This is a genomic window from Kineosporia rhizophila, from assembly GCF_021277265.1.
GTDB lineage: Bacteria > Actinomycetota > Actinomycetes > Actinomycetales > Kineosporiaceae > Kineosporia > Kineosporia rhizophila.
Window position 1 is genome coordinate 176,210 of sequence record NZ_JAJSOH010000011.1, and the last position, 16,640, is coordinate 192,849.

The window sequence follows — 16,640 nt, forward strand, 5'->3', positions numbered from 1 at the left end:
CGAGCTGTGGACCGTGCCGGACCCGAGCCGTGGACCGTGCCAGATCTGAGCTGTGGACCGTGCCGGACCTGCCTACTATCGCGGGTATGGCCGACTCAGCCCTCGGGGACTTCCTGACCAGCCGCCGCGCCCAGGTGAAACCGGCCGACGCCGGCCTGCCCACCGCCGGGTTGCGCCGGGTGCCGGGGTTGCGGCGGGAAGAGGTGGCGACCCTGGCCGGGGTGAGCGTGGACTACTACGTGCGCCTGGAGCAGGGACGCGAACGGCATCCCTCGGCCCAGGTGGTGGCCGCGCTGGCGTCGGCGCTCGGGCTGGCCGAAGACGCCCGGCGGCACCTCTTCCGGCTGGCCGGGGTCTCGGAGGTGGGCGCGGCCCCGGCCTCGACCGACGAGGTGCACCCGAGTCTGCGCGAGCTCATGGACACATGGCCGGACAACCCGGCGCTGGTCTACAACCGGGCCTACGACGTGCTGGCCGCGAACACCGTGGCCGACGAGCTGTTCCTGGGCTGGAACCGCTCGCGCAACCTGCTGGAGTTCCTGTTCCATGACCCGGGGGCGCGTTCCTTCTACCGCGACTGGGACGAGGTGGCCCGCAACTCGGTGGCCGGGTTCCGGCTCGCCCACGGTGAGGCCCCGGACGACCCGCGGGTGCGGCAGGTGCTGGCGGCCCTGCTGCGCGGCGAGTGGTTCGCGAACGAGTGGGAGCGGCACGACGTGCGCGGCAAGTCCCTGGAGCGCAAGCGGTTCCAGCACCCCGAGGTGGGCCCGCTGGAGCTCACCATGCAGACCTTCGCCGTGCGCGGGGCGCCCGGGCAGGAACTCGTGGTCTACCACGCCGAGCCCGGATCGGCCGACGCCCAGGCCCTGCGCCTGCTCGGCAGCCTGGCCGCCACCCGGGATCAGCCGAGCTGGAACGGGTCCCGGGTGCCGCCGGTGAGTTCCACGTAGACCGACTTGGTCTCGGTGTACTCGTTCACCGCCTCGAGGCCGTTCTCCCGCCCGATGCCGCTGGCCCCGAACCCGCCGAAGGGCATGTTGGGGGCGATCACCCGGTAGGCGTTGATCCAGACGCTGCCCGCCCGCAGACGCGCGGCCACCCGGTGCGCGCGATGGACGTCCTTCGTCCAGACCGCGCCGGCCAGGCCGTAGGGGGTGTCGTTGGCCAGTCCCAGCGCCTCGTCCTCGTCGGTGAACGAGTACACGCTCAGCACCGGGCCGAAAACCTCTTCCCGCACGATGGTGCTGGCCGGCGTCACCCCGGTGACCACCGTGGGCCGGACGAACAACCCACCCAGGTCCGGGTCGGGCGAACCGCCGCAGGCGAAGGTGGCGCCCTCGTCCGCGGCGGTGCGCAGATGGCCCAGGATCCTCTCGAACTGAGGACGATTGGCCACCGGTCCCATCTCGGTGTCCGGATCGGTGGGGTCACCGAGGCGGATCGACCGGGCCCGCCGGATCACCTTCTCCAGCAGGGCGTCCTGGACCGACTCGTGCACGATCAGCCGGGAGCCGGCCATGCAGGTCTGTCCGGTGGCCGCGAAAACCCCTGCGACCAGGCCGTTCGTGGCTGCGTCGAGATCGGCGTCGGGGAACACGATCTGCGGGCTCTTGCCGCCCAGCTCCAGGGTCACCCGGTTGATGTTCGCCCCGGCGGCCTGGGCGATGCGGGCGCCGGTGGCGGTGGAGCCGGTGAACGCCACCTTGTCGATGCCGGTGTGCCCGGCCAGGGTTGCGCCGGCCGAGCGGTCCCCGGCGGTGACCACGTTCAGCACACCGGCGGGAAGCCCGGCCTCGTGCAGGATCTCGGCGAACGCGACGGTGGAGGCCGGGGCGTGCTCGGAGGGCTTGGCCACGCAGGTGTTGCCGGCCGCCAGCAGGGGAGCCAGTTTCCAGGTCAGGAGCAGCAGGGGCGAGTTCCACGGGGTGATCGCGGCGACCACCCCGACCGGCTCCCGGCGGGTGTAGCAGAAGTAGTTCGGATTGGCCGGGGGCGGGGTGCGGCCCTCGAGCTTGTCGGCCAGCCCGGCGAAGTAGTGGAACCACTGGGGCAGGGCGGTCAGCTGCCCGCGCATCTCCCGCAGCAGCTTGCCCGAGTCCCGTACCTCCAGAAGGGCCAGCCGCTCGGCGTTGTCGGCCACCGCCTCGCCCAGCCGCCGCATCACCGCCGCCCGCTGGAACCCGGTCAGCGCCCCCCACTCGCCCTCGAACGCCGCGCGGGCCGAGGCCACCGCGTCGTCCACGTCGGCCGCCTCCGCCTCGGCCAGCACGGCCCAGGTCTGGCCGGTGTAGGGGTCGACCGACTCGAAGGTGCGCCCCGAACGGGCGGGCCGCGAGCGTCCGTCGATGAACAGGCCGAACTGCTCGAGGTCGGTCACGTCGCGCTCTCCCCGGATCGGCCTGTCTCGCTGATGATCTCGCTGGTGTGTTCCCCCAGACGCGGGGGTGGGCGGTGCGCGGCCGGAGGGTGGCCGTCGAACCGGAAGGGGGTGTTCACCACGCCGGTCGGTGGTCCACCGGCCGAGGTGACGCTGAGCACCATGCCCCGGCGCGCGGTCTCCGGATCGTCGAAGACCTCGCCCAGGTCACGGACCGGCCCGACCGGCACCCCGGCCTGTTGCAGGCGCTCGGTGACCTCCTGGCTGCCGAGTGAGCCGATCGCGGCGCCGACCACCGAGAGCACCTCCTCCCGGGCGGCGAGCCGCTGCGGGTTGGTCCGGAACCCGCCGATCGCCGCGGTCAGCCCCAGGGCCTCGCACAGCCGGGCGAACTGCGCGTCGTTGCCCACGCAGACGTTCACGAACCCGTCCGCGCTGGCGAACAGGCCGTAGGGCACGATCGCGCTGTGGTTGTTGCCGTCGTTCGGCACCGGCCGGCCGGTGGCCAGGTGACGGGCGGCCTGGTGGGTGAGCATCGACACCAGCGAGTCCTGCATGGAGATGTCGATCGTGCGCCCGGTGCCGGTGCGCTGCCGCTCGTACAGCGCCGCCAGCACCGACCCGGCCGCGAACATGCCCGCGCAGATGTCCGCCGAGGGCACCCCCCACTTCGTCGGCGAACCGGCCGGGCCGGTCAGCGACATCACGCCCGAGGTGCCCTGCACGATCTGGTCGTACCCGGCCAGCGGCGGCCCGTCCTGCCCGTAGCCGCTGATCGAGCAGTAGATCAGGCGCGGATCGGCCCGGCGCAGCTGCTCGGCGCCCAGGCCGAGCCGGGAGGCCGTTCCCGGGCGCCAGTTCTCGACCACCACGTCGGCCCGCCCGATCAGCCGGTCCAGGTGTTCCCGGTCGGCGGGTGACTTCAGGTCCAGGGCGGCGCTGCGCTTGTTCCGGTTCACCGCCACGAAGTAGGCGGCGTCCGGCCCGACGAAGGGCGGCCCCCAGTGCCGGGCGTCGTCACCCCGGCCCGGCGCCTCCACCTTCACCACGTCCGCCCCCAGGTCGGCGAGCATCAGGGTGCAGTAGGGGCCGGACAGGGCCTGGGTGAAGTCGACCACCCGGACCCCGTCCAGCACCGTCAGACCTGTCACCCCTCGGTCCCGTGGGAGTGGGGGTGGGAGTGGGGGTGGCTGTGCGGCATCGGGTCCCCGGCCCGCAGAGGTGACTTCTCGAACCGTCCCTCGTGGGCCAGCACCGGCCGCCGGTCGCCCTGCAGTTCGGGGTGCTTGTCCTCCAGCCGCCGGCGGGTCTCCCACTCCCGCCGCAGTTCTCCGATGTACTCGCGGTTGCCGTCCTGGGTGCCGCGCCAGGTCTGCGGCATCAGCTCCATCGGCCGGCCGGGATCGGCCCGGCCGCCCAGCGCCACCCGGGAGGGCACCTTGACCGCGGTGTCCGGGCAGGCCGGACACGGTTGCCCGGTCACCGACGGGGTGGGCACCAGTCGCTCGAAGCGGCATCCGCAGGCGCAGCGGTAGTCGTAGATCGGCATCCGGCGCTCACCAGTTCTCGATCGATCGGGCGAAGATCCCGGCGATGTCGTCCTCGCTGGGGGTGCGCGGGCAGGTGGCCAGAAGGCGTTGCTGCTTCATGGTTCCCGGAACCAGGGCGGGGATGTCGGCCTCGGTGTACCCGACGGCCCCGATCCCGTTCGGGATGCCGATGTCGCGCATCAGGTCGACCAGAACGCTGGGCAACTGCTCGACCGGGTCGTTGTGCAGTTCCGCGTCCGGCGAGAGCCACCGGGCCGCCCGCAGATGCCGTTCCGGCGCGCTCTCGAAGCTGAACCGGAAGGCCTCCGGGGCGGTCAGCGAGACCGACATGCCGTGCGGCACCATCGGCTCGTCCTGCGGGTAGCCGGCCGGGTGGAAATCCTTGACCATGCCCGCGATCGGGTAGGCGTTGGCGTGCGGGATGTGCACCCCGGAGTTGCCGAAGCCCATCCCGGCGAAGGTGGCGGCCAGCATCATCTCGCTGCGCGCCTCGAGGTCGTCGGCCCCGTGGTGCACCGCCCGGCGGAACGAGCCGGCGATCAGCTTCAGCGACTTCTCGCACCACAGGTCCGAGACCGGGTTGGAACCGCAGTAGGTCACCCGGTCCTCGGCCCGTTTCCGGTCGAAGGTCTCGTACCAGCGGGCGGTGTACGACTCCAGGGCGTGGCAGACGATGTCCATCCCGGCGCTGGCGGTCACCTCGGGCGGCAGGCTGAGCGTCAGCAGCGGGTCGACCACGGCCAGGGTGGGCCGCAGCCGCCAGTGGCTGATGCCGGTCTTGACTTTGAGCGAGAGCACGTCCAGCACGCACATCGCGGTGCTCTCCGAGCCGGTCCCGGCCGTGGTGGGCACCGCGATCAGCGGTTTGAGCTGCCCGGCGGGGGCTTTGGCGGCCCCGATCGGCTTGTTCAGGTAGTCGAGCAGCTCACCGCCGTCGGTGATGATCAGGTTGACCGCCTTGGCGGTGTCGATCACCGAGCCGCCGCCGACCGCCACGAAGGCGTCCCAGGGACCCTGCTCCCGGGCGTAGCCGGCCGCCTTGTCCATGCTGTCGTCGGTGGGCTCGACGTGCACGCCGTCGAAGATCTCGGAGCGGATCCGGTAGCGGGTGAGCTGTTCCTGGATGCGCTGCGGGATGCCGGTGGCGCTGATCGTGGCGTCGGTGATGATCAGTACGCGGGAGACGTCGTACTGGCTCATCTCGAAGCCGATCTCGTCGATCGCGCCGGGGCCGAACTTCAGCGGCGGGGCGCCCCAGGTGAAGATCGTCTCGTTCACGCGTACACCCCCGGCGCGACGCGCAGCTGCCGGATCTGTTCCGGGTCGTGGCCGAAAACCATGGTCGCGTCGGTCTCCTCGGCGATCCCGCGGAGCTTCTCCACCGAGGAGTACCAGCTCTCCAGATTGTTGACGATGGCGGCCGGCACCGAGGGCGGCCCGTAGCTCTCACCCCGGTAGACCGCGTCCGCGGTGAAGATCATCGTGCCGGACTCGGGCAGGTCGACCCGCAGCGACATGCTGCCCGGGGTGTGGCCGGGAGTCTGGATGAAGCTGACGCCGGGCAGGAACTCGGTGTCGCCGCTGACGGTCCGGAACTCCACGTCCTGGTAGTCGGACTTGATGTGGGCCCCGCTGAACGCCCCGTCGAAACCGAACGCGAACTCCTTCTCCACGTCGCTGACCACGAACGCGGCGCCGCTGTCGCGGAACAGGCCGAGGTTGCCGGCGTGGTCGAAGTGCAGGTGCGAGAGCACCACGTAGTCGATGTCCCCGGGCGCCACGCCGAGTTGCTGCAGCCGGGCGTGCAGGTACTCGTCCTCGGACACCTTGTCGTAGGGGAAGAAGTCGTGCAGGCCGGTCGGTTCCCAGCGCTGCTCCCAGTCCGGCGGGCAGCTGGTGTCCCACAGCAGCCGGCCCTCCGGGGTGTCGACCAGGACGCAGTGCGTGGGCACGTCCACCCACTCGGGCGGTTCGGCCTTCTGCTGCCGGCTGCGGATCGCCCGGCCCGGCGCCAGCAGCAGCCAGGTGAGGTCCGCGGTCATCGCCCCGCAGGGCAGGATCGTCAGCTTGGTGCCGGGTTTCGCGAGGGCCATGCGGATCCTCCGTCGACGTCGTCGTCACGTGCGAGGACACCTCCGGGCACGACCGCGCCCGGAAATGTACGGCCAAAGTCCGATGCGGAAACCCTCCGTCCGCTCCGGCCGTCTGTCAAGACCGTCGGCGCCGCCCGGTCAGCCGTGCCTGCGCAGCCGGATCCGGTACGAGTAGTGCTGCGGGTCGAAGTGGCTGACCGCCAGCTCCAGGGGCCGGCCGGTGCCGTCACGGTAGAGCCGCTCGATCCGCAGGACGGGTGAGCCCGGCGGGCAGGCCAGCACCTCGGCCGGCCCGGCGGCGCAGGGGGCCGCGGTGACGGTCTGCTCCGCGTCGCGGATCGGCCGGCCCAGGTGCTGCTCGAGCAGGCCGATCACGGTGGCGGCGCTGCGGTGGCCGGGCCGGGCCAGCTCCGGGGCGGCGGCGACCAGCATCTCTCCGGCGGTCGGGGGCAGGCTCACCTCGGTGTGGCAGAACGTCACGCCGCCGTGGGTGCGGGCGAACGAGAGCCGGCCCACGTCGTCGCCGTCGAGCTCCAGCCGGGCGGCGGCCGCGGCGTCGGTCCGGGTGCGCAGCGGGTGCAGGATCTGCGCCTCGGTGTCCACCGACAGGCTCATCAGTTCCTCGACCGAGCCGATGTGCCGCAGGTAGCGCTCCGAGCGGTCGACCGCGTAGGTGCCCCGGCCGGGCACCCGGTCGACCAGCCCCTCGGAGACCAGTTCCTGCATCGCCCGGCGCACCGTCTGACGGCTGACCTGGTGGGTGTCGGCCAGTTCGGCCTCGGTGGGCAGGCGCACCCCGCCGGCGAAGTCACCCCGGCGGATGGCCTCGCGCAGGGCGGCCGCCATCGCGCCGTAGGTGCTGTTGCGGGGAGAGGCCATCTCAGGACGGCTGCTTCCGGGTGGCCTCGGTGGTCCGGCAGGCCTGCGTGGTCTTCTCGTCCTTCTCCGGCTCCGGGTCGGGCCGGTCCGCCTTGGGCAGCCCCGGCAGGGCCTCGGCGATCTTGCTGAGCACCGGCTTCTTCTCGTTAACGGCCTTCAGTTCGGCCTCGCGGGCGGCGGCCTCCGCGGCGGCCCGGCGCTTCTCGTCCTGCTGCCGGCGGCGGCGCAGTTCGGCCTGGGTCACGAAGAAGGCGATCAGCACCGGCCAGACGTACTGCACCCAGCCGGGCAGGTTCGGCAGGTCGGGCAGGTTGATGTCGATGTCGGGCCAGGGGATGTCGGGCAGGTCGATCTCCGGCCAGGGGATGCGCGGGAGCTGGATGCGCGGCAGGTCGATCCGGGGCAGGTCGATGTCGGGCCGCCAGGTGATCTGGCGCAGCAGCCAGATCAGCGCGACCGGCACGAGCACCCCGGCCAGGGCGGTGGCCGTGCGGCGGGCCGCGTACTGGTTCGGGTGTTCGCGGATCCAGGCCTCCCGGCGGGCCGCCCGGCTGCCCTCCTCGGGCACGAAGTCGGTACCGCCCACCCCGAGGTGGGCCTGGCCGGCCGCGCCCAGGTCCTTGCTCTTCTTGGCCCCCTCGTCCGCGGCGGAGTACAGCGTGACCTGGCGGGCCGGACCGGTCAGGGAGGGCAGCTTCAGGCGCACCGCTCCGTGGTCCTTGCCGTCCAGCACCACCGTGCTGTCGGAGGTCTTCTTGGCCGCCACCTCGGTGCCGTCGCTGGTCCAGCGCAGCACCCAGGACGCGGCCGTGGTGGAGATCTCGACCGTGTGCTCGTGGCCGTCCTGGGCCAGGTGCCAGCGTTCGGGTTCCTTCGACATCAGCTCATCCGTAAGGTCGTCGACTATTAGTAGAGTAGATGCTCTATTAATATAGACGCCGGACCGCCGCACGTCATCCGTCGTGAAGCGGATCGCCGTCCGTCCCGGGAGGGAGTTGCCATGGCCCGCACCGTCGACCCGGCCCGGCACCGGGCCCGGCGCCTGCAGATCATCGACGCGGCCCTCACCCGGTTCAGCGAGGACGGGTTCGACCGGGCCACCACCACGGCGATCTGCCGCACGGCGGGCATCGGCTCGGGCACCTTCTTCCACTACTTCCCGACCAAGACGGCGGTGCTGCTGGCGGTGCTGGAAGAGGGCACCGCCGAGACCGAGGAGTGGTTCGCCGCCCGGAAGGGCAGTGCCGAACCGGCGCGGGTGGTCCTGGAGTACGCCGAGCACCATGCGCTGCAGTGCGCCGACCCCCGGGTCCCGGGGTTCGTGCGGTCGGTGGGGGCGATCGCGAACGACGCGGAGGTCGCCGTCGCCCTGGAACGCGACGAGGAGGTCATCCGCCAGGGCCTGGAGCCGCTGATCGCCGCGGCCGCCGGGCGCGGGCAGGTGCGCTCCGACCAGCCCGCCGAGCGCCTCGCGGTCTGGGTGGGGGTGCTGCTGGACGGGTACATCAGCCGGGTGGCGGGGCAGGGCCGGTTCGACCACCCGGCCGAGCGGGCGATGCTCCTGGACGCGGTGACCCGCCTGCTCAGACCCTGACGGCCGGGCCGAGTACCTTGACCGCATGAACAGGATTGCGGTGATCAGTGGGGCCAGCAGCGGCATCGGCGCGGCGACCGCGCGCGGGCTGGCCGGGGCCGGGTACGAGGTGGTTCTGCTCGCCCGCCGCGAGGACCGGCTGAAGCAGGTCTGCGAGGAGATCCGGCAGGCCGGCGGCATCGCCTGGTACCAGGTGCTCGACGTCACCGACGGCGCCGCCGTGCGGGCCTTCGCCGACAGCGTCGAGCGCTGCGACGTGCTGGTCAACAACGCCGGGGGCGCGGTCGGGGCCGACCCGGTGCTCAGCGCCGACGCGGCCGACTGGCGGGCCATGTACGAGGTCAACGTGATCGGCCCGCTGCAGCTCACCCAGGCCCTGGCGCCGAAGATGCGGCACACCGACGACGCGGTGATCGTGGTGATCGGCTCCACCGCCGGTGCGGTGGTCTACGAGGGCGGGGGCGGCTACACCGCGGCCAAGCACGGTGAGCACGCCCTGGCCGGCACGCTGCGGCTGGAACTGTGCGGCGAACCGGTGCGGGTGATCGAGATCCAGCCGGGAATGGTGGCCACCGCGGAGTTCTCGCTCAACCGGTTCGGTGGCGACCAGGCCCGGGCCGACGCGGTCTACGCCGGTGTGCCCGAGCCGCTCACCGCCGAGGACGTGGCCGACACCGTGGTCTGGACGGTCACCCGGCCGAGGCACGTGAACGTCGACCTCCTGGTGCTGCGGCCCCGTGCGCAGGCCGCCCAGCACAAGGTGCACCGGGTCAGCCAGGAGTAGCCGTGCGCTCCGAGCGCCTGCTGTCGATCATGCTGTTGCTGCAGACCCACGGGCAACTCAGCGCGTCCGATCTGGCCGCCCGGCTGGAGGTTTCCCCGCGCACCATCATGCGCGACGTGGAGGCGCTGTCGTCCGCCGGTGTGCCGGTGTACTCGGTGCGGGGCCCGTACGGCGGGATCGCCCTGCTGCCGGGGTACCGCACCGACGTCACCGGTCTCACCGCGGACGAGTCCCGGGCGCTGTTCGTCCTGCTCAGCGGGGGAGTGCACCGCGACCTGGGGCTCGGCGAGGCGATCGGGCCGGCGCTGCGCAAGGTGATGGCGGCGCTGCCCTCACCGCACCGGCCGGACGCCGACCTGCTCAGCCGCCGCATCCTGGTCGACCCCTCGCGCTGGCGGGGTGCGAGTGCCCGCCCCGCGGCCGATCTGGACGTGCTGCAGCAGGCCGTGCTGAGCGACCGGCGGCTGCGGGTGCGCTACCGGCACGGCGGCGACGGTGCCGAGCGCGACTACACGCTGGACCCGCACGGCCTGGTCAGCAAGGCGGGTACCTGGTACCTGGTGGCCGAGCACCGTTCCCGGCCGAAACTCTTCCGTTCCGACCGGATCCGGCGGGCCGAGGTCCTGGACGAGGAGGTGCGCCGGTCCGACCCGCGGGAGCTGCCGCAGATCTGGGACGGACTGCGCCGGGCGATCGACGAGGTGCCCACCCCGCTACTGGCCCGGGTCCGGGTGAGACGCTCGGTGCTGCAACGGTTCCGGATGGTGCAGGAGACGGACCTGGCGCCCGGTGCGGATTTCGAGGACGACGGTGACGAGTACGTGGTCACCACCCTGGCCTTCCGGTCGGTGGAGGCCGGGGCGATGCTGCTCGCCTTCGGCCCGGACGTGGAGGTCCTCGACCCGCCCGAGATGCGCCGCTACCTGGCCGGGCGGGCTCTGGCGACCCACGAGCAGTACAAGTTCTGAGGTATATGACAGAAGGTGTCAGGTATCCCCGGAAGAGTGCTCCAGGTCAGCAGCGAGACCCCTTCCGGAAGGAAATGCCGTGAGCACCAAGGACATCGTCACCGCCTACTTCGAGGCCTGGACCACCGGTGACATCCCGACCGCGCTGAAGTACGTGGCCCCCGACGTGGTCGTGGTCGGCCCGGCCGGCCGGCTGGACGGGGCGGACGCCTTCGCCCAGTTCTGCGGCAACTTCGCCGCCCGTCTCACCGGCATCCGGCTGCTCAGGCTGCTGGCCGACGACGAGGGGGCGGTGCTGTTCTACGAGACGGCCACCGACGCCTCCGCGTCGGCCCTCGCCGCCGAGTACCTGACCGTGAAGGACGGCGTGATCACCGAGGCCCGCTACGCCTTCGACCGGCTTCCCTTTGCACAACTGGCCCAGGGATAAAAGCCTTTTCCCCGACACCGCCAGATGTCACAATTTGTCGCGTGACTGCGACGAAGCGTGCACTGATCGTCCGGGGCGGCTGGGCCGGGCACGAGCCGGTGGCCGCCACCGACCTCTTCATCCCCTTCCTGGAGTCCTCCGGCTTCGACGTCCGGATCGAGGACGGCCCGGCCGTCTACGCCGACGGTGAGCTGATGGCCGGCATCGACCTGGTGGTGCAGTGCGTGACCATGTCGACGATCGAGCGGGACCAGGCGCGGGGGCTGAGCCGGGCGGTGGCGGCCGGCACCGGGCTGGCCGGCTGGCACGGCGGGATCGCCGACTCCTACCGTGACTCGGCCGACTACGTGCAGCTGGTCGGCGGGGTCTTCGCCTGTCATCCGGGCAAGGACCCGGCCGAGCGGGACGACAGCGAGCGGGACAACTTCATCCCGCACCGCGTCGACATCGCCGCCGGCGACCACCCGATCACCGCCGGGATCGACTCGTTCGACCTGGTCACCGAGCAGTACTGGGTGCTCTCGGACGAGTACAACGAGGTGCTGGCCACCACGACGGTGGCGGCCCAGCCCTGGAACGAGTGGAGCCGGCCGATCACCAGCCCGGCGGTCTGGACCCGGCGGTGGGGCCAGGGGCGGGTGTTCGTGGCCACTCCCGGCCACTCCCTCGACGTTCTGCGCACTCCGCAGGTCAGGACGCTGATCGAAAGGGGCCTGACGTGGGCGAGCCGGTGAGCACCCAGCAGTTGCGGATCGGCGTGATCGGCGCCGGGGCGATCAGTGGGCAGTACTCGCGCACGCTGTCGCGGCTGCCGCACCTGCCGGTCACGGCGGTGGCCGACCTGAGCCCCGAACGGGCCCAGGCCCTGGCCGGGCAGCATCCGGGGGCCCGGGTGACCGGCGTCGAAGAGCTGCTCGCGGCCGACGACGTGGACCTGGTGCTGAACCTGACCATCCCGGCCGTGCACGGCGAGATCGCCCTCGCCGCAACGAAGGCCGGCAAGCACGTCTACGGCGAGAAGCCGCTTGCCCTCACCGTGGAGGAGGGCCGGGCGGTGATGAGATCGGCCGAGGACGCCGGGGTGCGGGTCGGGTGCGCGCCGGACACGGTGCTGGGCACCGGGATCCAGACGGCGCGCTCGCTGCTGGATGCCGGCCGGATCGGGGTGCCGGTCGCGGCCACGGCCTTCATGACGACTCCGGGCCACGAACGCTGGCACCCTGATCCGGAGTTCCTCTACCGCCCCGGTGGAGGCCCGCTGCTGGACATGGGCCCCTACTACCTGACCTCGCTCGTGCACCTGCTCGGCCCGGTGGTCAGCGTGACCGGCGTGTCCACGCGCCCCACCACCTCCCGGGTGATCGGCAGCGGGCCGCGCGCCGGAACGGCTTTCGACGTCGAGGTGGACACCCACGTCACCGGTCTGCTCGCGCACGCCTCGGGTGCGGTCTCCACGCTGATGATCAGCTTCGACGTGTGGGCCGCCCGGCTGCCGCGGATCGAGGTCTACGGTTCCTCGGGCAGTCTCTCGGTGCCGGACCCCAACCACTTCTCCGGTGACGTGGAGCTGTTCACCTCGGAAACGCCTGAGTGGGAACTCGTTCCGCCGAGCGCCGGGTACGCCGACGGCGGCCGGGGCATCGGGATCGCCGACCTGGCCGAGTCTCTGGCCGCCGGTGGGCAGCACCGGGTCTCCGGCGAACTGGGCCTGCACGTGCTCGACGTGATGGAGACCCTGCTGAGGGCCGCCCAGGAGGGCCGCACCCTGCCGGTCTCCACCCCGGGCACCCGGCCGGACCCGGTGGCCGGCATCCTCAGCTTCTGAAGCCGGATCTGGTTAGGCTGCGCCACATGAGCTTCCAGGTTCCTGCCTACGCCGCCTTCTCCGCGCACGAGCCGCTGGCTCCGTACACGGTGGAGCGCCGCGACGTCGGCGCCCGCGACGTGCGCATCGACATCAAGTTCGCCGGGATCTGCCACTCCGACATCCACACCGCCCGGAGCGAATGGGGCGAAACCCCCTATCCGGTGGTGGTCGGGCACGAGATCGCCGGGATCGTGGCCGAGGTCGGTCCCGAGGTGACCAAGTACGCCGTGGGTGACCGGGTCGGGGTCGGCTGCATGGTCGACTCCTGCCGCGAGTGCGAGAACTGCAAGGCCGGTGACGAGCAGTACTGCCGCAAGGGCAACACCGGCACCTACGCCAGTACCGACGCCGACGGCCGGATCACCCACGGCGGGTACGCCCGGGCGATCGTGGTCACCGAGGACTTCGTGCTGCGCATCCCCGAGGGCCTGGAGCTGGACGTGGCCGCCCCGCTGCTGTGCGCGGGTATCACCACCTACTCGCCGCTGCGGCACTGGAACGCCGGCCCGGGCAAGCAGGTCGCCGTGGTCGGTCTGGGCGGTCTCGGCCACATGGCGGTCAAGCTCGCGCACGCCATGGGTGCCGAGGTGACGGTGCTGTCGCAGTCGCTGAAGAAGCAGGAAGACGGTCTGCGTCTGGGCGCCGACCACTACCACTCGACTGCCGACGCGGACACGTTCACCCGGCTGCACTCGTCCTTCGACCTGATCATCAACACGGTCAGCGCCAAGCTGGACGTCGGCGCCTTCCTGGGGCTGCTCAAGGTCGACGGCACCATGGTCAATGTCGGCGCCCCGGACGAGTCGCTCTCGGTCAACGCCTTCGCCCTGATCAACGGCCGCCGCTCGTGGGCCGGCTCGAACATCGGGGGGATCGCCGAGACCCAGGAGATGCTCGACTTCTGCGCCGAGCACCGGCTCGGCGCCGAGATCGAGGTGATCGGGGCCGAGCAGATCAACGAGGCCTACGAGCGGGTCCTGGCCTCGGACGTGCGCTACCGCTTCGTCATCGACACCTCGACCCTGGGCTGATCCGGGCCCGCGGTTTCCGCCGATTTTCGCCGCCGTCTGATGAACTGGGGCGGTGGCAGACACCGACGTGAAACTGTGGTCCCGACGACTCGCCGCCGGCGTGCTGGTGCTGGGGGTGGCCGGGTGCGGCGCCGAGAACGACGAATCGGAGTCCGCCGCGTCGCCCCCGGCGACCACCACCCAGGCGGCGCCGGCCACCCAGGCTCCCGAGACGTCCTCAATCGGTTCGGTCGCCATCGACCTGAGCAGCCCCGAAGAAGTGGCGACGGGCATCGAGGTGCCCTGGGGGCTGGCGTTCCTGCCGAACGGTGACGCCCTGGTGGCCGAGCGGGACTCGGCGCGGGTTCTGCGGATACCGGCCGAAGGCGGTGCGCCGGAACCGGTCTACGAGGTTCCGGGCGTGAGTGCAGAGGGTGAGGGCGGCCTGCTGGGGCTGGCCGTCTCACCCGAGTACGACTCCGACGAGACGGTCTACGCCTACTACACGGCCTCCGGCGACAACCGGATCGTGCGGTTCCAGCTGGACGGGGGCAAGCCGGAGGTGATCTTCGACGGCATCGCCCGCAACACGTTCCACAACGGCGGCCGGATCGCCTTCGGCCCCGACGGCCTGCTCTACGTGGGCACCGGAGACGCGGGAGACACGGCCACCTCGCAGGACCAGCAGAGCGTCAACGGCAAGATCCTGCGGCTGACGCCGGAAGGTGAACCGGCGCCCGGCAATCCGGAGAACGGCTCACCCGTCTACAGTTCCGGCCACCGCAACGTGCAGGGGCTGGCCTGGGACGCCGAAGAACGGCTGTTCGCCGCGGAGTTCGGGCAGAACGAGCTCGACGAGGTGAACCTGATCGAGCCGGGCCGCAACTACGGCTGGCCCGAGGTCGAGGGTGAAGGAGACACCGACGGCGGGCGTTTCACCAATCCGCTGGTGACCTGGTCGACCGACGAGGCCTCGCCGTCCGGCATCGCGATCGCCGGAGACATGCTCTTCGTTGCCGCGCTGCGGGGCGAACGTCTGTGGACGGTTCCGCTCACCGGCGGTGAGACCGGTGAGCCGGAAGCGCGTTTCGAAGGAGACTACGGACGGCTGCGGACGGTCGAGGCTGCCCCGGACGGTTCGTTGTGGCTCACCACTTCGAACACCGACGGACGAGGCGATGTCCAGGACGGCGACGACCGCATCCTTCGTTTCCCAGCCGCTGGGTAGTCGGTGATCAGTAGTCAGCGTTCGAACCGGGCCCGGGCCAGCGAGTGGGCCTTGGTGATCAGCTCCCGCAGGTCGCTCTCGGTGGCCGGGCCCGGGTTCTTGACCGCGAGCCAGCCCAGCGTGCCGTAGGTGGGGTGGGCGAACACCACGTCGTCGGTGGCGCTGAGCGGTTCCAGGTCACCGGCCGGGGCCCGGGGCTCCCGGCCGATCCGGGCCACGAACTCGTCCTTGCCGCTGCCCACGTTCACCCGGAACGCCCCCGGCTGGTTCAGGCCCGAGGGCACCTCGTCCGGGTAGTCCTTGGTCACGATGGTGGCGAACGGCTGGGTGCGGGGCGCCTCGCCGTCGGGGGAGTAGTGGAAGAACACATCGCCCCAGGCGATCTGCGGCGAGCCGTCGCCCTCGGTGGGCCGCTGCACCAGGACACCCTCGAGCGAGGTGACGAACTCGGTGATCTCCTCAAGCGTCATCCGCCCAGGTTTTCACAACCGGCCGCTGCTAGCGTCCCCACCGTGCTGAAACCTGCGTTCGAGGCCGTGCTGTTCGACTGCGACGGCGTGCTGGTCGACTCCGAGCAGATCACCAACGGCGTGCTCCGGGGGATGCTGCACGAGCTGGGCTGGCAGATCAGCGCCCCGGAGTGCTTCGGGCGGTTCGTCGGCCGCTCGCTGAAGGACGAGTTCGGGGTGATCGAGGAGAACACCGGGTTCCGCCCCGACCTGGACTGGCTGGCCGAGTTCCGCCGCCGGCGCGACGCCGAGCTGGCGATCAGCCTGCAGGAGATCCCCGGCGCCGGCGAGGCCGCGCGAGCTCTGTTCCAGGCGCTCGGCGGCAAGGTGGCCTGCGCCAGCGGGGCCGACCGGGGGAAGGTCGAGATGCAGCTGGCCCGGGTGGGCCTGCTCGACGTGTTCGAGGGCCGGATCTTCAGCGGTGAGGAGATGCCGCACAGCAAGCCCGCCCCCGACGTCTACCTGGCCGCCGCCGCGGCGCTGGGCGTCGACCCGGCCCGGTCGGCGGTGGTCGAGGACACCATCTCCGGCACACAGGCCGGGGTCGCGGCCGGAGCCACCGTGTTCGGCTACTGCCCGCCCGACAGCCCTTCGCACAGCCGGCCGGAGTGGCTGCTGGAGGCCGGGGCCGCGCACATCTTCACCAGCATGAAGGAACTGCCGGGTCTGCTTTCGGCCGAGTTGGGCCGACGCGAAGTTCCGTAAGAGAATGCGCCGGTGACTGACAGCACTGACGTTGATCCCGACATCCAGGCCTGGGTGAAGCAGGCCGCACTGCCCCAGGGCACCGTGCGCAAGGTGACCATGCGGGGCAACCCGGTGCTGCACCGTCCCTGCCAGGAGGTCACCGAGTTCGGGGCCGACCTGCGCCAGCTGGTGGCCGACATGTTCGCCAGCATGGAGGCCGCCAACGGGGTGGGCCTGGCCGCCAACCAGATCGGGGTCGACGCCCGGGTCTTCGTCTACAACTGCCCCGACGCCCGCGACGAGTACCAGACCGGCGCCATCGTCAACCCGGTGCTGGTGCCGGTGCCCGGTCAGGCCCTGACGCCGCCGGTGGAGGACGAGGAGGGCTGCCTGTCGGTGCCCGGCGAGTACGCGCCGCTGGCCCGGCCCGGGGTGGCCGAGGTCCAGGGGCAGGACATCGACGGCAAGCCGCTGCGGGTGCGCGGTGACGGTGTGCTGGCCCGCTGCCTGCAGCACGAGACCGACCACCTCAACGGCCTGCTCTACGTCGACCGGCTGGCCGGGCCCGAGCTGAGCCGGGTGCTGGAGTCGCTCGAGGCCCGGGTGCGCAAGGGCGACCTGCCGGCCTGGTCCGAGGGCGCCTCGTCGTAATCGCCGCAACAGC

General features: G+C 71.6%; 19 protein-coding genes. 11 read left to right on the forward strand and 8 right to left on the reverse strand.

What is annotated here, in order from left to right:
- Positions 1 to 86: 86 nt before the first annotated feature.
- Positions 87 to 950, forward strand: coding sequence for a helix-turn-helix domain-containing protein (locus tag LWF15_RS18005; RefSeq protein ID WP_232812006.1), 864 nt, complete (start codon positions 87 to 89; stop codon positions 948 to 950).
- Here the strand turns inward: LWF15_RS18005 and LWF15_RS18010 are convergent.
- The 7 genes from LWF15_RS18010 to LWF15_RS18040 all read right to left on the reverse strand — a co-directional run bounded on the left by LWF15_RS18010 (position 902) and on the right by LWF15_RS18040 (position 7,779).
- A complete protein-coding gene (locus tag LWF15_RS18010; RefSeq protein WP_232812007.1) occupies positions 902 to 2,377 on the reverse strand; it encodes an aldehyde dehydrogenase in 1,476 nt (491 codons plus the stop codon). The two genes, LWF15_RS18005 and LWF15_RS18010, sit on opposite strands and share 49 nt — an antisense overlap.
- Positions 2,374 to 3,528 (reverse strand): CaiB/BaiF CoA transferase family protein, encoded by a 1,155-nt coding sequence (locus LWF15_RS18015; RefSeq protein WP_232812008.1) that lies wholly within the window; start codon positions 3,526 to 3,528, stop codon positions 2,374 to 2,376. The genes LWF15_RS18010 and LWF15_RS18015 overlap by 4 nt, the downstream gene beginning before the upstream one ends.
- The gene (locus LWF15_RS18020; protein ID WP_232812009.1) at positions 3,525 to 3,926 is read right to left on the reverse strand and encodes an FmdB family zinc ribbon protein; all 402 of its coding nucleotides are present in this window, start codon (positions 3,924 to 3,926) and stop codon (positions 3,525 to 3,527) included. The genes LWF15_RS18015 and LWF15_RS18020 overlap by 4 nt, the downstream gene beginning before the upstream one ends.
- 7 nt (positions 3,927 to 3,933) lie before the next feature.
- Complete coding sequence (locus tag LWF15_RS18025) at positions 3,934 to 5,205, reverse strand: hydroxyacid-oxoacid transhydrogenase (protein WP_232812010.1); 1,272 nt, start codon at positions 5,203 to 5,205, stop codon at positions 3,934 to 3,936.
- Positions 5,202 to 6,020 (reverse strand): N-acyl homoserine lactonase family protein, encoded by an 819-nt coding sequence (locus LWF15_RS18030; RefSeq protein WP_232812011.1) that lies wholly within the window; start codon positions 6,018 to 6,020, stop codon positions 5,202 to 5,204. The genes LWF15_RS18025 and LWF15_RS18030 overlap by 4 nt, the downstream gene beginning before the upstream one ends.
- 138 nt (positions 6,021 to 6,158) lie before the next feature.
- Entirely contained in the window at positions 6,159 to 6,899 is a 741-nt protein-coding gene (locus tag LWF15_RS18035) for a GntR family transcriptional regulator (protein WP_232812012.1), read from the reverse strand.
- Between the two features lies 1 nt (position 6,900).
- Positions 6,901 to 7,779: a hypothetical protein gene (locus LWF15_RS18040; RefSeq protein ID WP_232812013.1), complete on the reverse strand. Its 879-nt coding sequence runs from the start codon at positions 7,777 to 7,779 to the stop codon at positions 6,901 to 6,903.
- A gap of 120 nt (positions 7,780 to 7,899) precedes the next feature.
- Between LWF15_RS18040 and LWF15_RS18045 the strand changes: the two genes are divergently transcribed.
- The 8 genes from LWF15_RS18045 (at position 7,900) to LWF15_RS18080 (ending at position 14,780) form a co-directional block, all read left to right on the forward strand.
- On the forward strand, positions 7,900 to 8,493 hold the full coding sequence (locus LWF15_RS18045) for a TetR/AcrR family transcriptional regulator (RefSeq protein ID WP_232812014.1): 594 nt from the start codon (positions 7,900 to 7,902) through the stop codon (positions 8,491 to 8,493).
- A 25-nt stretch (positions 8,494 to 8,518) separates the two neighbouring features.
- Positions 8,519 to 9,277 (forward strand): SDR family NAD(P)-dependent oxidoreductase, encoded by a 759-nt coding sequence (locus LWF15_RS18050; protein WP_232812015.1) that lies wholly within the window; start codon positions 8,519 to 8,521, stop codon positions 9,275 to 9,277.
- A 2-nt stretch (positions 9,278 to 9,279) separates the two neighbouring features.
- The gene (locus LWF15_RS18055) at positions 9,280 to 10,245 is read left to right on the forward strand and encodes a helix-turn-helix transcriptional regulator (protein ID WP_232812016.1); all 966 of its coding nucleotides are present in this window, start codon (positions 9,280 to 9,282) and stop codon (positions 10,243 to 10,245) included.
- Between the two features lie 79 nt (positions 10,246 to 10,324).
- Positions 10,325 to 10,675: a nuclear transport factor 2 family protein gene (locus tag LWF15_RS18060; RefSeq protein WP_232812017.1), complete on the forward strand. Its 351-nt coding sequence runs from the start codon at positions 10,325 to 10,327 to the stop codon at positions 10,673 to 10,675.
- Between the two features lie 41 nt (positions 10,676 to 10,716).
- Positions 10,717 to 11,409 (forward strand): ThuA domain-containing protein, encoded by a 693-nt coding sequence (locus tag LWF15_RS18065; protein ID WP_232812018.1) that lies wholly within the window; start codon positions 10,717 to 10,719, stop codon positions 11,407 to 11,409.
- Complete coding sequence (locus LWF15_RS18070; protein ID WP_232812019.1) at positions 11,394 to 12,500, forward strand: Gfo/Idh/MocA family protein; 1,107 nt, start codon at positions 11,394 to 11,396, stop codon at positions 12,498 to 12,500. The genes LWF15_RS18065 and LWF15_RS18070 overlap by 16 nt, the downstream gene beginning before the upstream one ends.
- 26 nt (positions 12,501 to 12,526) lie before the next feature.
- Positions 12,527 to 13,573: an NAD(P)-dependent alcohol dehydrogenase gene (locus LWF15_RS18075; RefSeq protein WP_232812020.1), complete on the forward strand. Its 1,047-nt coding sequence runs from the start codon at positions 12,527 to 12,529 to the stop codon at positions 13,571 to 13,573.
- Between the two features lie 52 nt (positions 13,574 to 13,625).
- Positions 13,626 to 14,780: a PQQ-dependent sugar dehydrogenase gene (locus LWF15_RS18080; protein WP_232812021.1), complete on the forward strand. Its 1,155-nt coding sequence runs from the start codon at positions 13,626 to 13,628 to the stop codon at positions 14,778 to 14,780.
- 14 nt (positions 14,781 to 14,794) lie between these two features.
- Here the strand turns inward: LWF15_RS18080 and LWF15_RS18085 are convergent, their stop codons facing one another.
- Positions 14,795 to 15,250: a DUF6194 family protein gene (locus LWF15_RS18085; protein ID WP_232812022.1), complete on the reverse strand. Its 456-nt coding sequence runs from the start codon at positions 15,248 to 15,250 to the stop codon at positions 14,795 to 14,797.
- 42 nt (positions 15,251 to 15,292) lie between these two features.
- On the opposite strand from LWF15_RS18085, the gene LWF15_RS18090 reads away from it, so the two are divergent.
- Entirely contained in the window at positions 15,293 to 15,994 is a 702-nt protein-coding gene (locus LWF15_RS18090) for an HAD family hydrolase (protein WP_232812023.1), read from the forward strand.
- Between the two features lie 12 nt (positions 15,995 to 16,006).
- Entirely contained in the window at positions 16,007 to 16,627 is a 621-nt protein-coding gene (gene def, locus LWF15_RS18095) for a peptide deformylase (protein ID WP_232812024.1), read from the forward strand.
- The last annotated feature ends 13 nt before the right edge of the window (positions 16,628 to 16,640 follow it).